Source organism: Streptomyces sp. NPDC051582, assembly GCF_040681715.1.
Taxonomy (GTDB): domain Bacteria; phylum Actinomycetota; class Actinomycetes; order Streptomycetales; family Streptomycetaceae; genus Streptomyces.
Genome location: NZ_JBFAZJ010000018.1, coordinates 78,195 through 94,206 on the forward strand (window position 1 = coordinate 78,195; position 16,012 = coordinate 94,206).

A 16,012-nucleotide genomic window follows, 5' to 3' on the forward strand; every position below is an offset into this window, starting at 1 on the left:
CCTCAGTAGCGGTACTGCTCGTACTCGCCGGTGCCCTGGTACGGGTACTGCTGCGGTTGCTGCTGCTGCGGGTACGGGTTCTGCTCGTCCCCGGGGTAGCCCGGGGCGGCCCCGTCGGTGGAGCGCTGCTGCGGCACCCACACCCCGCCGGGCGGGGTGTCCATCGAGTACTGCTGCTGGCCGCCCGCGCTCGCGTACGGGTCGCCGGCCGCGTAGCCGGCGTACGGGGCGTAGTCGTAGGGCTGTTGCGGGATCACGGCCCCGCCGGTGCCGATGTACGGATCCGAGTAGGCGGCGTAGACCTGCTGTTCGCCGCCCGCCGGATAGCCCGCGGAGTAGTCGTAGCCGCCCTGGCCCTGCGGGTCGTAGCCCTGGGCGCCGTAGGAGGCGTACTGGTGGGAGTCCTGCTCGGCCGCGGCGAAGGACGGGGCGAACCCCGCCGTCCGGCCCGCGTCGGCGGTGGGGGCGAAACTCTGTATCCCGTACGAGCCCGTGTCCTCGGGCAGCGGCTCCGGGCTGTAGAACTCCTCGGCCTCGGAACGGAACTGCGGCTCCGGCCCCTCCCGGTCGGACGCCTCGGCCCGTTCGCCGCCCTCGGGGTCCGCCGCCGTGCCATCGGCCCCGTACTCCAGGCCGGTCACCTCCAGCGCGGGCTCGGGGCGCGGACCGCCCGCGCGCCGGCGCCGGGTCTGCTTCCGTACGGGCTCACCGCCGCGGCGCAGCGCCCAGCCGGCCTCGAAGCCCTTGCGGAAGGAGAGCGTCACCAGGATCTGGCCCACGGCGAACGCGGCCGCGCCGAGGCCGATGACCGGAACCGACGGCAGCACCACCCCGGCGACCACACCGAGGAACCCGGCGAACGCGAGCAACCGCCAGCGCAGCCGGGCCTTGTACTGCATCAGGACCTCGGCAAGCAGCCACAGCGCGACGAAACCGAACGCGATGTAGAGGACCGTCATTCCCATGCGTGGCACCTCTCGGTACGGCCAACCGCCCAGGAAACGGGGGTCGGCCGATCAGGCCCGCTGGTGCAGGCCCAGGTTCTCGTAGATTTCGAGAGTCGCCGTGGAATTGTTCAGCGTGATGAAGTGCAGCCCCGGGACACCCTCGGACAGCAGCCGCGCGCAGAACTCCGTGGCGAACTCGATCCCAATGGAGCGTACAGCGGCTGGATCGTCCTTGACGGCGAGCATGCGCTCTTTCACGGCTGCGGGGAAGACTGCGTTGCTCAGTTGGGGCAGCCGGTCGAGCTGCTTGATGCCCACAACAGGCATGACCTCGGGGATGATCGGCGTCTCGCAGCCCGCCTTCTGGGCACTGTCGCGCAACCGCAGATAATTCTCCGGATCGAAGAACATCTGGGTGATCGCGTAGTCGGCACCGGCGCGGCACTTGTCCACGAAGTGACGGATGTCCGTGTCCCAGTCCTCCGAGCGCGGGTGCATCTCGGGGAAGGCCGCGACGCCCACGCAGAAGTCGCCGGACTCCTTGAGCAGGCGCACGAGGTCGGCCGCGTAGTCCACGCCCTCGGCGTGCTTGACCCAGGGGCCCATGGGATCGCCCGGCGGGTCCCCGCGCAGCGCGAGCATGTTGCGGATGCCGGCGTCGGCGAACTGGCCGATCACGTGGCGCAGCTCGGCGACGGACTGGTCGACCGCGGTGAGGTGCGCGACGGGGGTGAGGGTGGTGTCGGCGGCGATCTGCTGGGTGGCCTTGACGGTGCCGCCGCGGGTGGAGCCGCCGGCCCCGTAGGTGACGGACACGAAGCTCGGGCCCACGGCTTCGATCCGGCGCAGCGCGTTCCAGAGGTTGCGCTCGCCCTTCTCCGTCTTGGGGGCCCAGAACTCGAAGGAGTACGACTTGCCCCCGGACGCCAGCAGGTCGCGGACCGTGCGTGCACGGTCCGTACGGGTGGAAGCGGTACCAAGGGCCATACGGGCAGGTTAGACGTGCCTTCGCGGTCCCCGAAGCCGTGTCCGCCTTTTGGACACGTTTTTGGACACCTGCACGGGCGGCCGGTGTTCCGTTAGGCGGAAACGCGCTCCCGGACCCGCTTGGCCAGGTCGGCGGCGGCCGCGCCCGGGTCGGAGGCCTCGGTGAGCGCGCGGACGACCACGATGCGGGTGGCTCCGGCGTCGAGGACCTCGTCGAGGTTGCCGGCGTCGATGCCGCCGATGGCGAACCAGGGGCGGGCGGGGGCCAGCGAGGCCGCGTACCGGACCAGCCCGAGCCCGGGCGCGTACCGGCCGGGCTTGGTGGGGGTGGGCCAGCAGGGGCCGGTGCAGAAGTAGTCCACGCCCGGCTCGGCGACGGCGGCGTCGACCTCGGACTCGGCGTGGCAGGAACGGCCGACGAGCACGGACTCGCCGAGGATCGCGCGGGCGGCGGGCACCGGGATGTCGCCCTGGCCCAGGTGCAGGACGTCGGAGCCGATGGCGTGGGCGACGTCGGCGCGGTCGTTCACCGCGAGGAGCTTGCCGTGCCGGCGCGCGGCCTCGGCGAACACCTGGAGGTGTTCGAGCTCCTCGCCGGCCTCCATGCCCTTGTCGCGCAGCTGGACGATGTCGACGCCGCCGGCCAGGACCGCGTCGAGGAACCCGGAGAGGTCCCCCTGCCGCTTGCGGGCGTCCGTGCACAGGTAGAGCCGGGCGTCGGACAGCTGCTGCATGGGTGTTCCCCCCTGGTGGTGGCGTACGGGCCCGGGCGGGCCCGTACGCCGGTGGATCAGCCGGTCAGAGGGCGAGCGCCTGAGCGCGGCGCTTCACCTCCGTGCCGCGATTCTCGCTCAGCGCCTGCGCGGGGGTGCCGGGCAGGGTCGGGTCCGGGGTGAACATCCACTCCAGGATCTCCTCGTCGGAGAAGCCGTCGTCGCGGAGCACGGTCAGCAGGCCGGGCAGGCCCTTGACGATCTTGTCGCCGTCGATGAAGGGGGCGGGCACCTGGAGCGAACGGTTCTCGCCCCGGCGTACGGCGATCAGCTGACCTTCCTTGACCAGCTGGCGGACCCGGGTCACTTCGATGTCGAGCATCTCGGCGATGTCGGGTACGTACAGCCAGGCGGGGACAAGGGCGTCGATCTTTGCGTCAATCTCGGTCACGGGCACAAGCCTGCCACCTCGGACTGACACCCGGTACCCGGGCCGACCCGTCCGGGTCCCCGGACCCCGCCCGGGCGGGGTCCGGGCGGGGTGCGGGACCAGCGCCGGGAGCATCGGCTGGCCCACCGCCCGGCCCGCCGTCCGGCCCACTGCCTAGACCAGCGCCGACTTCAGCGGAACCGCGGGATCGGCGACCCTGGCCGGGTCCACCGGGGCGCCCGTCTCGATCAGCTTCCGCCCCTGCGCCAGGTCCCGCGGCCTGCCGACCGCCAGGACCGCGGCCAGCGCCCCGTCCCGCAGCCAGCACACCGACCAGCCCGCCTCGGCGGGGTCCCCGCGCCACACCAGCTCGTCGGCGCCCGCGTGGTGGCCCGCGTACTGGACGAACCGCCCGAACTGCTCCGACCAGAAGTACGGCACCGGGTCGTAGACCTGGAGCGCCTTGCCCGCCACGACGTTCGCCGCGACCACCCGCGGCCCCTGGAGGGCGTTGTCCCAGTGGTGGACCAGCAGCCGCGCCCCGTAGCGGGCCGACGGGAACGACGCGCAGTCGCCGACCGCGTACACATCGGGCAGGCCGGTCCGCAGGTACTCGTCCGCGGTGACCGCGCCCTCCGGCCCGAGCTCCACCCCCGAGCCCGCCAGCCACCGGGTCGCCGGCCGGGCCCCGATGCCGACGACCACCGCGCCCGCCGGCAGCTCCCGCCCGTCCGCGAGCAGGACCCGCCCGGACTCCACCGAGGAGACCTTGGCGCCGGTCAGCAGCGCGGCCCCGGCCTGCTCGTACCAGTGGGCCATGGGGGCCGCGACCTCCGCGGGCAGCGCCCCGGCCAGCACCCGGTCGGCCGCCTCGACGACGGTGACCGCGCAGCCCGCCTCGCGCGCCGCGGTGGCGAATTCCGCGCCGATCCAGCCCGCGCCGACCACCACGGTCGCCGGAGCGCTCGCCAGCACCGGCCGCAGCCGGGCCGCGTCGTCCAGGGTGCGCAGCAGGTGCACGCCGGGTACGCCCTCGGACCCGGGCAGGGTCAGCGGTTCGGCGCCGGTCGCCAGGACGAGGACGTCGTACGGGACCGGCCCCGCCTCGGTGTCCAGCTCGCGCTCGGCGGCCCGCAGTCCGGTGACCTCCACCCCGAGCCGGAGCACGATGCCGAGCCCCTCGAAGTCCACGTCGAACGCGGAGTCCTCGGCCTTGCCGAGCAGCACCGCCTTCGACAGCGGCGGCCGGTCGTACGGCTGGTGGGGTTCGGCGCCCAGCAGGGTGATCGGGCGGCGCCACCCCTGCTCCCGCAGCGCGACCGCGGTCTGCACCCCGGCCATTCCGGCGCCGACGATGACGACGCCGCTCTGAGTCTGTTCCGTCTGCTCGCTCACACCGCCCAGCCTAGCGATCTGACGCTTCGTCAGGAACAGCGGCTCGGCGCGGTCGCCGGGGAGGCAGCCTTACCCGCCCCCGGCGGCGGGGTTAGGCTGGCGCCCGTACCTATCGCGGGAGTCCGGGCGCACCGGGCTGAGAGGGAGGCTGAGCGGCCTCCGACCGTACGAACCTGATCCGGGTCATGCCGGCGAAGGGAGGGGCTGGACGCCCATGCACTCATCTCTGAACGGATCCGATCCGGGATCCCCGGGGGCCGCGGGCTCCGCCGGATCCCCCGGGTCCTCGGGATCCTCCGGGTCCTCCGCGTCCTCCGGGTCCGACGTCCTCGTCGTCGGGGGCGGGATCATCGGCCTGGTCACCGCCTGGCGGGCGGCCCGGCACGGACTGCGGACCGTACTCGCCGACCCGGCGCCCGGCGGCGGCGCCGCGCAGGTCGCGGCCGGCATGCTCGCCGCCGTCACGGAGCTGCACTACGGCGAGGAGACCCTGCTGGGACTCAACCTCGCCTCCGCGGCCCGCTACCCGGAGTTCGCCGCCGAGCTGGCCGAGGCCAGCGGCGGGATGGACATCGGCTACCGGGCCTGCGGCACGCTCGCCGTCGCCCTCGACGCCGACGACCGGCTGCACCTGCGTGAACTGCACGCCCTCCAGCGCCGTTGCGGCCTGGAGTCCGAATGGCTCACCGGCCGCGAGTGCCGCCGCCTGGAGCCCATGCTGGCGCCGGGTGTACGGGGCGGCCTGCGCGTGGACGGCGACCACCAGGTCGATCCGCGCCGGCTGGCGGCCGCGCTGCTGGCCGCGTGCGAGCGCGCCGGGGTGGAGATCCGCCGGGCGGCCGCGGAGCGGCTGCTGACCGCCGCCGACCGGGCCGTCGGCGTACGGCTCGACGACGGTACGGAGCTGCGCGCCGACCAGGTGGTGCTGGCCGCGGGCTCGCTCAGCGGCCGGCTGGCCGGCGTACCGCCGCAGGCGCTGCCTCCCGTACGGCCCGTGAAGGGCCAGGTGCTGCGGCTCGCGGTGCCGGCGGCGTACGCGCCGTTCCTCTCGCGGACGGTGCGGGCGGTGGTGCGCGGCAGCCACGTCTACCTGGTGCCGCGCGAGAACGGCGAGCTCGTCATCGGGGCCACCAGCGAGGAACTCGGCTGGGACACCACCGTCACCGCGGGCGGGGTCTACGAACTCCTGCGCGACGCCCACGAGCTGGTGCCCGGCATCACCGAACTGCCGCTGACCGAGACCCGGGCCGGACTGCGGCCCGGGTCCCCGGACAACGCCCCGCTGCTCGGCCCGACCGAACTGCCCGGCCTGCACCTGGCCACCGGGCACTACCGCAACGGGGTGCTGCTGACCCCGCTCACCGGCGACGTGATGGCGGAGCTGCTGACCACCGGCACGGTGCCGGAGATCGCCCGCCCGTTCACCCCGCGCCGGTTCTCCGCCGCACGTCAGGAGTCGTACGCATGACCATCTCCGTCAACGGCGAGCCGCGCGAGATCGCGGCCGGCACCACCCTCGACGCGGTGGTCGCCACCTTGACCGCGGCTCCGTCCGGCGTGGCGGCCGCACTGAACGAGACCGTCGTCCCGCGCGGGCAGTGGCCGCTCACACCGGTGGGCGAGGGCGACCGGGTCGAGGTCCTCACCGCGGTCCAGGGGGGCTGAGCGCGATGGCTGACGACGCCTTTCAGCTGGCCGGCCGGACCTTCTCGTCCCGCCTGATCATGGGCACGGGCGGGGCGCCGAGCCTGGACGTCCTGGAACGGGCGCTGGTCGCGTCCGGTACGGAGCTCACCACGGTGGCCATGCGGCGGCTGGACCCGACGGTGCAGGGCTCCGTCCTGTCGGTGCTGACGAAACTGGGCATCTCCGTACTCCCGAACACGGCGGGGTGCTTCACGGCGGGCGAGGCCGTGCTGACCGCGCGCCTGGCGCGGGAGGCGCTGGGCACCGACTGGATCAAGCTGGAGGTGGTGGCGGACGAACGGACGCTGCTGCCCGACGGGGTGGAGCTGCTGGACGCGGCGGAGACCCTGGTGGACGAGGGCTTCACCGTCCTCCCCTACACGAATGACGACCCGGTCCTCGCCCGCAAGCTGGAGGACGTGGGCTGCGCGGCGATCATGCCGCTGGGGTCGCCGATCGGGTCGGGGATGGGGATCCGCAACCCGCACAACTTCGAGCTGATCGCGGAGCGGGCCGGGGTCCCGGTGATCCTGGACGCGGGGGCGGGCACGGCCTCGGACGTGGCGCTGGCGATGGAGCTGGGGTGCGCGGCGGTGATGCTCGCCTCGGCGGTGACCCGGGCCCAGTTCCCGGTCCTGATGGCGGCTGCCATGCGCGACGCGGTGTCGGCGGGCCGGCTGGCCCACCGTGCGGGCCGCATCCCCCAGCGCCGCTTCGCGGAAGCCTCCTCCCCCACCGAGGGCCGAGCCGCCCTGGACCCGGAACGCCCGGCGTTCTGAGGTGGCGGGGGTACGGGAACTCACGACGCGTGCCCACCGTCCCCCCTCGCCCCCGGGCGGGGCGGGGGGAGAGCGTGGGCGCTCGCCGCGGGCCCCGGGCCGCTGCCTCGTCTCACGGCTGCGCCGCAGGCAGGGGCACCCCGCGCGGCGCCTCCCACGTCACAGCTGCGCTGCAACCTCACCGGCCCCTGGTCGGCGGCAGCACGGACGCTCGTAGAATCGCCGGGTGGATACGACCCTGGATGACCCCCTCGTCGGGCAGACACTCGACGGCCGCTACCGCGTCGACGCGCGCATCGCGGCCGGCGGCATGGCGACGGTCTACCGGGCCGTCGACACCCGCCTCGACCGCGTGCTCGCACTCAAGGTGATGCACCCGGCGCTCGCCGCCGACGCCGGCTTCGTCGACCGCTTCATCCGCGAGGCCAAGTCCGTCGCCCGCCTCGCGCACCCCAACGTCGTCGCCGTCTTCGACCAGGGCACCGACGGGCCGTACACGTACCTGGCCATGGAGTACGTCTCCGGCTGCACGCTGCGCGACGTGCTCCGCGAGCGCGGCGCGCTCCAGCCCCGCGCGGCCCTCGACATCCTGGAGCCGGTCCTGGCCGCCCTCGGCGCCGCCCACCGCGCCGGGTTCGTACACCGCGACATGAAGCCCGAGAACGTCCTGATCGGCGACGACGGCCGGGTCAAGGTCGCGGACTTCGGCCTGGTCCGCAGCGTCGACACCGTCACCAGCACCACCGGCGCCGTCCTCGGCACCGTCTCCTACCTCGCCCCGGAGCAGATCGAGAACGGCGCCACCGACACCCGCGTGGACGTCTACGCCTGCGGCGTCGTCCTGTACGAGATGCTCACCGGCTCCAAGCCGCACACCGGCGGCACCCCCGCCCAGGTGCTCTACCAGCACCTCCACGAGGACGTGCCGCCCCCGTCGGCCGCCGTTCCGGGGCTGCCCGGCATCCTGGACCAGCTCGTGACGTACGCCACCTCCCGCGATCCGGAGCTGCGGCCCACCGACGCCGCCGGGCTGCTCGGGCTGACGCTCGACGCCCGCGCGCTGCTCGGCGACGCAGAGCTGGACGCGGTGCCGCCGCAGGCGCGGGCCGAGCAGCGGGGCGCCGCCGAGGACCGCACCAGCGTGATCCCGCGGCCCGTCACGGCGCAGCAGCCCGTGAACCGGACGTCCCGGCTGGAGCGCCCGGAGGCCACGCCCGCGCAGAGCCTGTCCCAGGCCCGCGCCGAGGCGCCGCTGCCGCCGCGACCGGGCCGATCGCGGCGACCGCGCCGCGGCACCCTGCTCGTCATCGCCGGCGTCCTGCTCGCGCTCGGTCTCGGCACCGGGGTCTGGTACATCAACGCCGGCCAGTTCACCAAGGTCCCCAACCTGCTCGGGAAGACCGAGGCGCAGGCCAAGACCGAGCTTTCGGCGGCCGGCCTCGGCGTGAAGCGGATCGACCGGAAGTTCAGCGACACCTTCGACCGCGGGACGGTGATGAACTCCGACCCCGAGAGCGGCAAGCGCATCCGCGGCAACGGGGCGGTGGTGCTCACGGTCTCGCGCGGCCCGGAGGTCGTCTTCGTGCCGGACCTGAAGGGCCGGCCGCTGGAGGAGGCGAAGGCCGAGCTGGTCAAGAGCGGTCTGGCGCCCGGCATGATCACGCAGGCGTTCAGCCAGGACGTCGCCCAGGGCTCGGTGATCTCCACCAACCCGGCCGGCGGACAGAAGCGCTCGCCCGACACGGCGGTCGCGATCGTGGTCAGCAAGGGCCGGCCGGTCCAGGTGACGAGCGTGGTCGGACAGCCCCTGGACCAGGCTCGGGCCGCCCTCCAGGACCTCGGCCTCAAGGTCGAGACGGCCGCCGAGCAGGTCAACTCCCCGTTCCCCGCCGGTACGGTCGCCAATCAATCGATCGGCGCCGGCTCCCAGGCCGCGACCGGCGACACGGTGACGCTCACCGTCTCCAAGGGCCCCCGCCAGATCCCGGTGCCGAACGTGACCGGCCAGGAGGCGGACGTGGCCCGCAAGACGCTGGAGGCGGCCGGTTTCAAGGTGAAGGTGGAGCGGCCGCTCATCTCCTTCAGCAACACGGTGGACGCCCAGTCGGTGCCGGGCGGCCAGAGCGCCCCCGAGGGCAGCACGATCGTGCTGCGGACCAAGGGGCTGTAGGGCGATGGAAACGACGGCAGCGGCGGAAGCGGCGGACCAGGCCATGCGCAATCCCGTGGGCGGGCACGTCCCCGTCGCCGGCGGGCTCGCCTCGGTGGGGCTGGCGTACGCGCGGGAGATGGGCGCCGAGGCCGTACAGGTCTTCGTCGCCAATCCGCGCGGCTGGGCCACCCCGGTCGGGAACCCGGCGCAGGACGAGCTGTTCCGCGGCCGGTGTGCCGAGGAGTCGATCCCGGCGTACGTCCACGCCCCCTACCTGATCAACTTCGGCTCGCACACCGAGGCGACCGTCGAGAAGTCGGTGGAGTCGTTGCGGCACTCGCTGCGCCGCGGCCGGGAAATCGGCGCGCTCGGGGTGGTCGTACACACCGGCTCGGCGACCGGAGGACGACCGCGCGAGGCGGCGTACGCGCAGGTCAGGGAGTACATGCTGCCGCTGCTGGACGAGCTGACCCACGACGACGACCCCTTCCTGCTGCTGGAGTCCACGGCCGGGCAGGGCTCCTCGCTGTGCTCGCGGACCTGGGACTTCGGCCCGTACTTCGAGGCGCTCGACCACCACCCGAAGCTGGGGATCTGCCTGGACACCTGCCACGTCTTCGCCGCCGGGCACGACCTGGCGGAGCCGGGCGGGACGAAGCAGACGCTGGACCTGCTGGTGGACACCGTGGGCGAGGGACGGCTGAAGCTGATCCACGCGAACGACTCGAAGGAGGGCGTGGGCTCCCACAAGGACCGGCACGCCAACATCGGGCAGGGCCACATCGGCCGGGACGCCTTCGCCGAGCTCTTCTCGCACCCCGCGATGGAGGGCGTCCCGCTGATCACCGAGACGCCGGGCGGGAAGGAGGGCCACGCGGCGGACGTGGCCCTGCTGAAGGAACTGCGCGCGCTCCGCTGACCAGGGGCGGGAATACCCCTGTGGGGTATACGGTTGCGTCGTACGCAGGCAGACCGTCATCCGGCTTTCCCCAGGGGGTTGCGATGGACAGCGCACACGCACATGAAGAGCACGGGCACGGCGACCACGGCGGGGCGAGCTGGGCCACGGCCGCCCGGGCCACGCTCCACTGCCTCACCGGATGCGCCGTCGGCGAGGTGCTGGGCATGGTGATCGGCACGGCACTGGGCTGGGGAAACGTACCGACGATGATCCTGGCGATCGCCCTGGCGTTCTTCTTCGGCTACGCGCTCACCCTGCGCGGGATCCTCGCCGCCGGCGTGGACCTGCGTTCGGCCGTCCGGGTGGCGCTGGCGGCGGACACTCTTTCGATCGCCGTCATGGAGCTGATCGACAACGGCGTGATCGCGCTCTGGCCGGGAGCGATGGACGCGCACCTCTCGGAGGCGCTGTTCTGGATCGCGCTGGCGATCTCGCTCGCGCTCGCCTTCGTGGTGACCACCCCGGTCAACAAGTGGATGATCGGCCGCGGCAAGGGTCACGCGGTCGTCCACCAGTACCACTGAGCCGGGGCCGGGACCTACAGCTCGGGACCGTCCCCCGGTTCCTCCTGGTACGAGTAGCGCTGCTCGCGCCAGGGGTCGCCGATGTTGTGGTAGCCGCGCTCCTCCCAGAAGCCGCGGCGGTCGGCGGTCATGTACTCGATGCCGCGGACCCACTTGGGGCCCTTCCACGCGTACAGGTGCGGGACCACGAGCCGTACCGGGAAACCGTGTTCGGCGGTGAGGAGTTCGCCGCCCTCGTGGGTGGCGAACACGGTCCGGTCCGAGGCGAAGTCGGCGAGCCGCAGGTTGGAGCTGAAGCCGTACTCGGCCCACACCATCACGTGCGTGACCTGCGGCGACGGCGGCGCCAGGGCAAGTATGTCGCGGGCGAGGACTCCGCCCCACTCGGCGCCCGGCATGCTGAACTTCGTCACGCAGTGCAGGTCCGCCACGACGGACTCGAACGGCAGGGCCGTGAAATCCTCGTGGTTCCAGCAGTGCTTGTCACCGTCGGCGGTGGCCCCGAAGACACGGAACTCCCAGCGGTCCGGCTTGAACTTGGGGACCGGGCCGTAGTGGGTGACCGGCCAGCCGCGCTGCAGCCGCTGCCCCGGAGGAAGCTCCAGTTGCTCTGCTCCCGGAGATTCCCGGCTTTCCGGCTGACCCATGCCTCCATGGTGACAGACGCGGCAGGGTGGTCACGACCAGGTATGCCCCTATACGGGCAAGTCGCGCCAACTCACACTAAGGAGGCACTTACTGGACGCCCCCCTGCGGCGGTGCAAGGATGCGCGCACTCCCCCGGTCACGGCCGGGGGGCGATACCGCGATACCCCCCAGCCCCGTCACGTAGCTGACATTGCCTGGAAGGAGCCTCTGCGATGCAGGGCGACCCCGAGGTCCTTGAGTTTCTGAATGAGCAGTTGACCGGCGAGCTCACGGCGATCAACCAGTACTGGCTCCACTACCGGATCCAGGACAACAAGGGTTGGACCAAGCTCGCGAAGTACACGCGTGAAGAGTCCATCGATGAGATGAAGCACGCGGACAAGATCACCGAGCGCATCCTGATGCTGGACGGGCTGCCGAACTACCAGCGGCTCTTCCACGTGCGCGTCGGCCAGACCCTGACGGAGATGTTCCAGGCGGACCGACAGGTCGAGGTCGAGGCCATCGACCGCCTCAAGCGGGGCATCGAGGTGATGCGCGGCAAGGGCGACGTGACCTCGGCGCGCCTCTTCGAGGAGATCCTGGGGGACGAGGAGCACCACATCGACTACCTCGACACCCAGCTTGAGCTCATCGAGAGCATCGGGGAGCCGCTCTACATCGCGCAGCTGATCGAGCAGCCGGAGAGCTGAGCCGCGGGCTCGGCCCCGCGCGGTTCCCACCCGGTTCCCGCGCCTCGGGGCGGTTCCCGCGCGTCTTACGCGGCTTCCGCGAGCTCCGGGTCGGCGGCGAGCACGGCGGCCGCGTTGCCCTTCTCCAGCAGCTCCCGGCGCGGGCATGCGCCGCGGCCCAGGATGCCCTGGATGGTCCGCACGCAGGATCCGCAGTCGGTGCCGGCCTTGGTGACGGAGGCGATCTGGCGGGGGGTGCAGGCCCCGGCGGCCGCGTGGTCCTTGACCTGCTTGTCGGTGATCCCGAAGCAAGAGCAGACGTACACGCGGCTCACCTCCCTGGCAGGAATGGTTTCTGCAGCCATCCCGTATTCGGTGAGGCTTACCTAACCGTACCTAAAGTGAGGCTTGCCTAAAAGCCCTGGAAACGACGGTGGGGCACGGATCACATCGATCCGTGCCCCACCATCGTAGGTTTCTCCGTAGGGGCTCGCCCTACGTACTGATCCGCTTACTGGTCGCGGTACATCTCGGCGACGAGGAAGGCCAGGTCCAGGGACTGGCTGCGGTTGAGCCGCGGGTCGCAGGCCGTCTCGTAGCGCTGGTGCAGGTCGTCGACGAAGATCTCGTCGCCGCCGCCCACGCACTCGGTGACGTCGTCACCGGTGAGCTCGACGTGGATGCCGCCCGGGTGCGTACCCAGGGCCTTGTGGACCTCGAAGAAGCCCTTGACCTCGTCGAGCACGTCGTCGAAACGGCGCGTCTTGTGGCCGGAGGCCGCCTCGAAGGTGTTGCCGTGCATCGGGTCGGTGACCCAGGCGACCGTCGCGCCCGAGGCCGTGACCTTCTCGACCAGCTCGGGGAGCTTGTCGCGGACCTTGTCGGCGCCCATGCGGACGACGAAGGTCAGCCGGCCCGGCTCGCGCTCGGGGTCCAGCCGGTCGATGTACGTCAGCGCCTCGTCGACCGTGGTGGTCGGGCCGAGCTTGATGCCGATCGGGTTGGCGATCTGCGAGCAGAACTCGATGTGCGCGTGGTCCAGCTGGCGGGTGCGCTCGCCGATCCAGACCATGTGGCCGGAGGTGTCGTACAGCTTCCCGGTGCGGGAGTCCGTACGCGTCAGGGCGCCCTCGTAGTCGAGCAGCAGCGCCTCGTGGGAGGCGTAGAACTCGACGGCCTTGAACTCGGCCGGGTCGGTGCCGCACGCCTTCATGAAGTTCAGCGCGTTGTCGATCTCCCGCGCGAGCTGCTCGTAGCGCTGCCCGGAGGGGGAGGACTTCACGAAGTCCTGGTTCCAGGCGTGCACCTGGCGCAGGTCGGCGTAACCACCGGTGGTGAAGGCCCGCACCAGGTTCAGCGTCGACGCGGACGCGTGGTACATGCGCTTCAGCCGCTCGGGGTCCGGGATCCGGGCCCCTTCGGTGAAGGCGAAGCCGTTGACGGAGTCACCGCGGTAGGTCGGCAGGGTGACGCCGTCGCGGGTCTCGGTGTCCTTGGAGCGGGGCTTGGAGTACTGGCCGGCGATGCGGCCGACCTTGACGACGGGCACGGAGGCGGCGTACGTCAGGACGGCGCTCATCTGGAGCAGCGTCTTCAGCTTGGCGCGGATGTGCTCGGCGGACACGGCGTCGAAGGCCTCGGCGCAGTCGCCGCCCTGCAGCAGGAACGCCTCGCCCTTGGCGACGGCTCCCAGACGGGCGCGCAGCTGGTCGCACTCACCCGCGAAAACGAGGGGAGGATACGATTCGAGGTCCGCGACAACAGCGCGCAGTGCCTCGGCATCGGGGTACGAAGGCTGCTGCGCCGCGGGAAGGTCTCGCCAGGTCGCCTTGGCGGCGGGGGCTTGGGTTTCAGCGTTCACGGTCACCCCGTACACATTACGGCGTCTTACGCCACGTCCAGCCCGGTGCCCACTCCGTGAGACGGGTGTCTCTGCGATCGCATCGGGCTCGCAGGGCCGCTCGCCGGTGGGCTATCGTCGGCGGCATGTACGCGCACTCGAACCAGAACTGGTGGTGGCCCGCTCCCGGCGGCCCACTTCTCGCGCGTACCCACTGACACGCACGACGCGAAGGCCGCCCGAGGGGCGGCCTTCGGCGTTTCCGGGCCCGGCCGTTCCTCTTCACTCCCGCGACGAAGAAGGACGCCCGCCCATGGAACCCAGCCGCACCCCCGCTCTGGTCAGCCGCCTGCTCGGCGAGGACTGCCCGCCGTTCGCCCTGCTGCGCCGCCGCACTCCCGGCCGCGACCACGACACCGTCGAGGTGCTGATCGGCCCGGTCCACGAGGCCGGGCGCCTCGCCGAGCTGCCCGTACGGGAACTGCCCACCCTCGCCCTCGTCCCGTTCCGGCAGATCCGCGAGCGCGGGTTCGACGTGCGCGACGACGGCACGCCGCTGTCCGTGCTGACCGCCGAGGAGGCGTACGAGATCCCGCTCGCGCAGGCGCTGGCCGCGTTGCCGGAGCACCCGGTGCGGGTCGAGGACGGCGGCTTCGACGTGCCCGACGAGGAGTACGCGGCCACCGTGGAGCGCGTGATCCGGGACGAGATCGGCCGGGGCGAGGGGGCGAACTTCGTCATCCGGCGCACGTACGGGGGCCGGATCGAGGGCTTCGGGCGGGCCGACGCGCTCGCGCTGTTCCGGCGGCTGCTGGTGGGCGAGCGCGGCGCGTACTGGACGTACGTCGTCCACACCGGGGAGCGGACGCTGGTCGGGGCCAGCCCGGAAGTACACGTACGGATGTCGGGCGGCACGGTGGTGATGAACCCGATCAGCGGCACGTACCGCTACCCGGCCGGGGGCCCGACCCCCGAATCCCTCCTCGCCTTCCTCGGGGACCGCAAGGAGACCGAGGAGCTGTCCATGGTCGTGGACGAGGAGCTCAAGATGATGTGCACGGTCGGGGACATGGGCGGGGTCGTCGTCGGGCCGCGGCTGAAGGAGATGGCGCACCTCGCGCACACCGAGTACGAGCTGCGCGGCCGGTCCTCCCTGGACGTGCGGGAGGTGCTGCGCGAGACCATGTTCGCGGCGACGGTGACGGGCTCGCCGGTGCAGAACGCCTGCCGGGTGATCGAGCGGTACGAGGCGGGCGGGCGCGGCTACTACGCGGGGGCGCTGGCCCTGCTGGGCGTGGACGCCTCGGGGTCCCAGACGCTGGACTCGCCGATCCTGATCCGGACCGCGGACATCGCGGCGGACGGCGCGCTGCGGGTGCCGGTGGGGGCGACGCTGGTGCGGCACTCGGACCCGGCGGGGGAGGTCGCGGAGACGCACGCGAAGGCGGCCGGGGTGCTGGCGGCGCTCGGGGTCCGCCCGGCGGCGCCGCGGGCCGCCTTCGAGGGGGCGCGCCTGGGCGGGGACCCCCGGGTGCAGGCGGCGCTGGCGGCCCGGCGGACGGACCTGGCGCCGTTCTGGCTGCGGATGCAGGACCGGCCCGCGGCCCGGCTCGGCCACGCGCTGGTGGTGGACGGCGAGGACACCTTCACGGCGATGCTGGCACACGTGCTGCGGGTGACCGGGCTGGAGGTGACCGTACGCCGCTACGACGATCCCGGGCTGCGGGAGGCGGCCCTGTCGTGGGCCGGCCCGATCGTGCTCGGCCCGGGGCCGGGGAACCCGGCGGACGCGGCCGACCCGAAGATGCGGATGCTGCGCGGGCTGGCGGCGGAGCTCCTGGCCGGGCACCGGCACGGGCTGCTGGGCGTCTGCCTGGGCCACGAGCTGCTGGCGGCGGAACTGGGCCTGCCGCTGATCCGCAAGGCCGAGCCGGCGCAGGGGGCGCAGACGCGGATCGACTTCTTCGGGAGGGAGGAGGTGGTGGGCTTCTACAACACGTACACGGCCCACTGCCCCGACGGGGCTGCGGCCCGCCTGGCGGAGCGGGCGGTGGAGGTCTCCCGCGACGCGGTGACGGGGGAGGTCCACGCGCTGCGGTCCCCGGCCTTCGCGGGAGTCCAGTTCCACCCCGAGTCGATCCTCACCCTGGACGGCCCGTCCCTCCTGCGCGACCTCCTGCTCGGCATGACCCCGGCAACGGTCTGACGCCCCGGACCCGGACCCGCCGCGCGGGGCCGTCAGAACGGGGTCGGCCGGTGTGCACCCCGAATGCCAGGAT

General features: G+C 72.6%; 16 protein-coding genes and 1 riboswitch. Of the genes, 8 read left to right on the top strand and 8 right to left on the bottom strand.

Annotated features, from left to right (window positions below; translation table 11 throughout):
• Nucleotides 1-2 precede the first annotated feature (2 nt).
• The 5 genes from AB0M92_RS23290 to AB0M92_RS23310 all read right to left on the bottom strand — a co-directional run bounded on the left by AB0M92_RS23290 (nt 3) and on the right by AB0M92_RS23310 (nt 4,472).
• Nucleotides 3-965 (bottom strand): hypothetical protein, encoded by a 963-nt coding sequence (locus AB0M92_RS23290; RefSeq protein ID WP_366104199.1) that lies wholly within the window; start codon nt 963-965, stop codon nt 3-5.
• Between the two features lie 51 nt (nt 966-1,016).
• Complete coding sequence (gene metF, locus AB0M92_RS23295) at nt 1,017-1,934, bottom strand: methylenetetrahydrofolate reductase [NAD(P)H] (protein ID WP_366104201.1); 918 nt, start codon at nt 1,932-1,934, stop codon at nt 1,017-1,019.
• A gap of 92 nt (nt 1,935-2,026) precedes the next feature.
• Entirely contained in the window at nt 2,027-2,668 is a 642-nt protein-coding gene (thiE, locus tag AB0M92_RS23300; RefSeq protein WP_366104202.1) for a thiamine phosphate synthase, read from the bottom strand.
• A gap of 64 nt (nt 2,669-2,732) precedes the next feature.
• On the bottom strand, nt 2,733-3,098 hold the full coding sequence (locus AB0M92_RS23305) for an Rv2175c family DNA-binding protein (RefSeq protein ID WP_030863625.1): 366 nt from the start codon (nt 3,096-3,098) through the stop codon (nt 2,733-2,735).
• A gap of 153 nt (nt 3,099-3,251) precedes the next feature.
• Nucleotides 3,252-4,472 carry an FAD-dependent oxidoreductase gene (locus tag AB0M92_RS23310; protein ID WP_366104203.1) on the bottom strand — a complete coding sequence of 407 codons (1,221 nt, stop codon included), beginning with the start codon at nt 4,470-4,472 and terminating at the stop codon, nt 3,252-3,254.
• Between the two features lie 104 nt (nt 4,473-4,576).
• A riboswitch (TPP riboswitch) is annotated at nt 4,577-4,689 on the top strand.
• On the opposite strand from AB0M92_RS23310, the gene thiO reads away from it, so the two are divergent.
• The 6 genes from thiO to AB0M92_RS23340 all read left to right on the top strand — a co-directional run bounded on the left by thiO (nt 4,687) and on the right by AB0M92_RS23340 (nt 10,574).
• The gene (thiO, locus tag AB0M92_RS23315) at nt 4,687-5,940 is read left to right on the top strand and encodes a glycine oxidase ThiO (RefSeq protein WP_366104204.1); all 1,254 of its coding nucleotides are present in this window, start codon (nt 4,687-4,689) and stop codon (nt 5,938-5,940) included. It overlaps the preceding riboswitch by 3 nt.
• Nucleotides 5,937-6,137 (top strand): sulfur carrier protein ThiS, encoded by a 201-nt coding sequence (gene thiS / locus AB0M92_RS23320; protein WP_030156043.1) that lies wholly within the window; start codon nt 5,937-5,939, stop codon nt 6,135-6,137. The genes thiO and thiS overlap by 4 nt, the downstream gene beginning before the upstream one ends.
• A gap of 5 nt (nt 6,138-6,142) precedes the next feature.
• The gene (locus tag AB0M92_RS23325; protein WP_366104205.1) at nt 6,143-6,937 is read left to right on the top strand and encodes a thiazole synthase; all 795 of its coding nucleotides are present in this window, start codon (nt 6,143-6,145) and stop codon (nt 6,935-6,937) included.
• Between the two features lie 226 nt (nt 6,938-7,163).
• On the top strand, nt 7,164-9,107 hold the full coding sequence (gene pknB / locus AB0M92_RS23330; RefSeq protein WP_366104206.1) for a Stk1 family PASTA domain-containing Ser/Thr kinase: 1,944 nt from the start codon (nt 7,164-7,166) through the stop codon (nt 9,105-9,107).
• Between the two features lie 43 nt (nt 9,108-9,150).
• Nucleotides 9,151-10,008 (top strand): deoxyribonuclease IV, encoded by an 858-nt coding sequence (locus tag AB0M92_RS23335; RefSeq protein ID WP_366104268.1) that lies wholly within the window; start codon nt 9,151-9,153, stop codon nt 10,006-10,008.
• 83 nt (nt 10,009-10,091) lie between these two features.
• Complete coding sequence (locus AB0M92_RS23340) at nt 10,092-10,574, top strand: DUF4396 domain-containing protein (protein ID WP_366104207.1); 483 nt, start codon at nt 10,092-10,094, stop codon at nt 10,572-10,574.
• 14 nt (nt 10,575-10,588) lie between these two features.
• On the opposite strand, the gene AB0M92_RS23345 is transcribed toward AB0M92_RS23340, so the two are convergent.
• Entirely contained in the window at nt 10,589-11,221 is a 633-nt protein-coding gene (locus tag AB0M92_RS23345; protein ID WP_366104208.1) for a sulfite oxidase-like oxidoreductase, read from the bottom strand.
• 213 nt (nt 11,222-11,434) lie between these two features.
• On the opposite strand from AB0M92_RS23345, the gene bfr reads away from it, so the two are divergent.
• Entirely contained in the window at nt 11,435-11,914 is a 480-nt protein-coding gene (bfr, locus tag AB0M92_RS23350) for a bacterioferritin (protein ID WP_030863600.1), read from the top strand.
• Between the two features lie 65 nt (nt 11,915-11,979).
• Here bfr and AB0M92_RS23355 read toward each other — a convergent pair whose 3' ends face one another.
• Nucleotides 11,980-12,219: a (2Fe-2S)-binding protein gene (locus AB0M92_RS23355; protein WP_030863597.1), complete on the bottom strand. Its 240-nt coding sequence runs from the start codon at nt 12,217-12,219 to the stop codon at nt 11,980-11,982.
• A 185-nt stretch (nt 12,220-12,404) separates the two neighbouring features.
• The gene (locus tag AB0M92_RS23360) at nt 12,405-13,760 is read right to left on the bottom strand and encodes a class II 3-deoxy-7-phosphoheptulonate synthase (protein WP_366104209.1); all 1,356 of its coding nucleotides are present in this window, start codon (nt 13,758-13,760) and stop codon (nt 12,405-12,407) included.
• A gap of 286 nt (nt 13,761-14,046) precedes the next feature.
• Here AB0M92_RS23360 and AB0M92_RS23365 point away from each other — a divergent pair, with 286 nt between their 5' ends.
• Entirely contained in the window at nt 14,047-15,939 is a 1,893-nt protein-coding gene (locus AB0M92_RS23365; RefSeq protein WP_366104210.1) for an anthranilate synthase family protein, read from the top strand.
• Nucleotides 15,940-16,012 lie beyond the last annotated feature (73 nt).

Coding starts and splice junctions, on each gene's coding strand:
- AB0M92_RS23340 (WP_366104207.1), top strand. CDS start 10,092: ATGGACAGCGCACACGCACATGAAGAGCACGGGCACGGCGACCACGGC.
- AB0M92_RS23325 (WP_366104205.1), top strand. CDS start 6,143: ATGGCTGACGACGCCTTTCAGCTGGCCGGCCGGACCTTCTCGTCCCGC.
- thiO (WP_366104204.1), top strand. CDS start 4,687: ATGCACTCATCTCTGAACGGATCCGATCCGGGATCCCCGGGGGCCGCG.
- bfr (WP_030863600.1), top strand. CDS start 11,435: ATGCAGGGCGACCCCGAGGTCCTTGAGTTTCTGAATGAGCAGTTGACC.
- AB0M92_RS23290 (WP_366104199.1), bottom strand. CDS start 965: ATGGGAATGACGGTCCTCTACATCGCGTTCGGTTTCGTCGCGCTGTGG.
- AB0M92_RS23365 (WP_366104210.1), top strand. CDS start 14,047: ATGGAACCCAGCCGCACCCCCGCTCTGGTCAGCCGCCTGCTCGGCGAG.
- thiS (WP_030156043.1), top strand. CDS start 5,937: ATGACCATCTCCGTCAACGGCGAGCCGCGCGAGATCGCGGCCGGCACC.
- metF (WP_366104201.1), bottom strand. CDS start 1,934: ATGGCCCTTGGTACCGCTTCCACCCGTACGGACCGTGCACGCACGGTC.
- AB0M92_RS23335 (WP_366104268.1), top strand. CDS start 9,151: ATGCGCAATCCCGTGGGCGGGCACGTCCCCGTCGCCGGCGGGCTCGCC.
- thiE (WP_366104202.1), bottom strand. CDS start 2,668: ATGCAGCAGCTGTCCGACGCCCGGCTCTACCTGTGCACGGACGCCCGC.
- AB0M92_RS23345 (WP_366104208.1), bottom strand. CDS start 11,221: ATGGGTCAGCCGGAAAGCCGGGAATCTCCGGGAGCAGAGCAACTGGAG.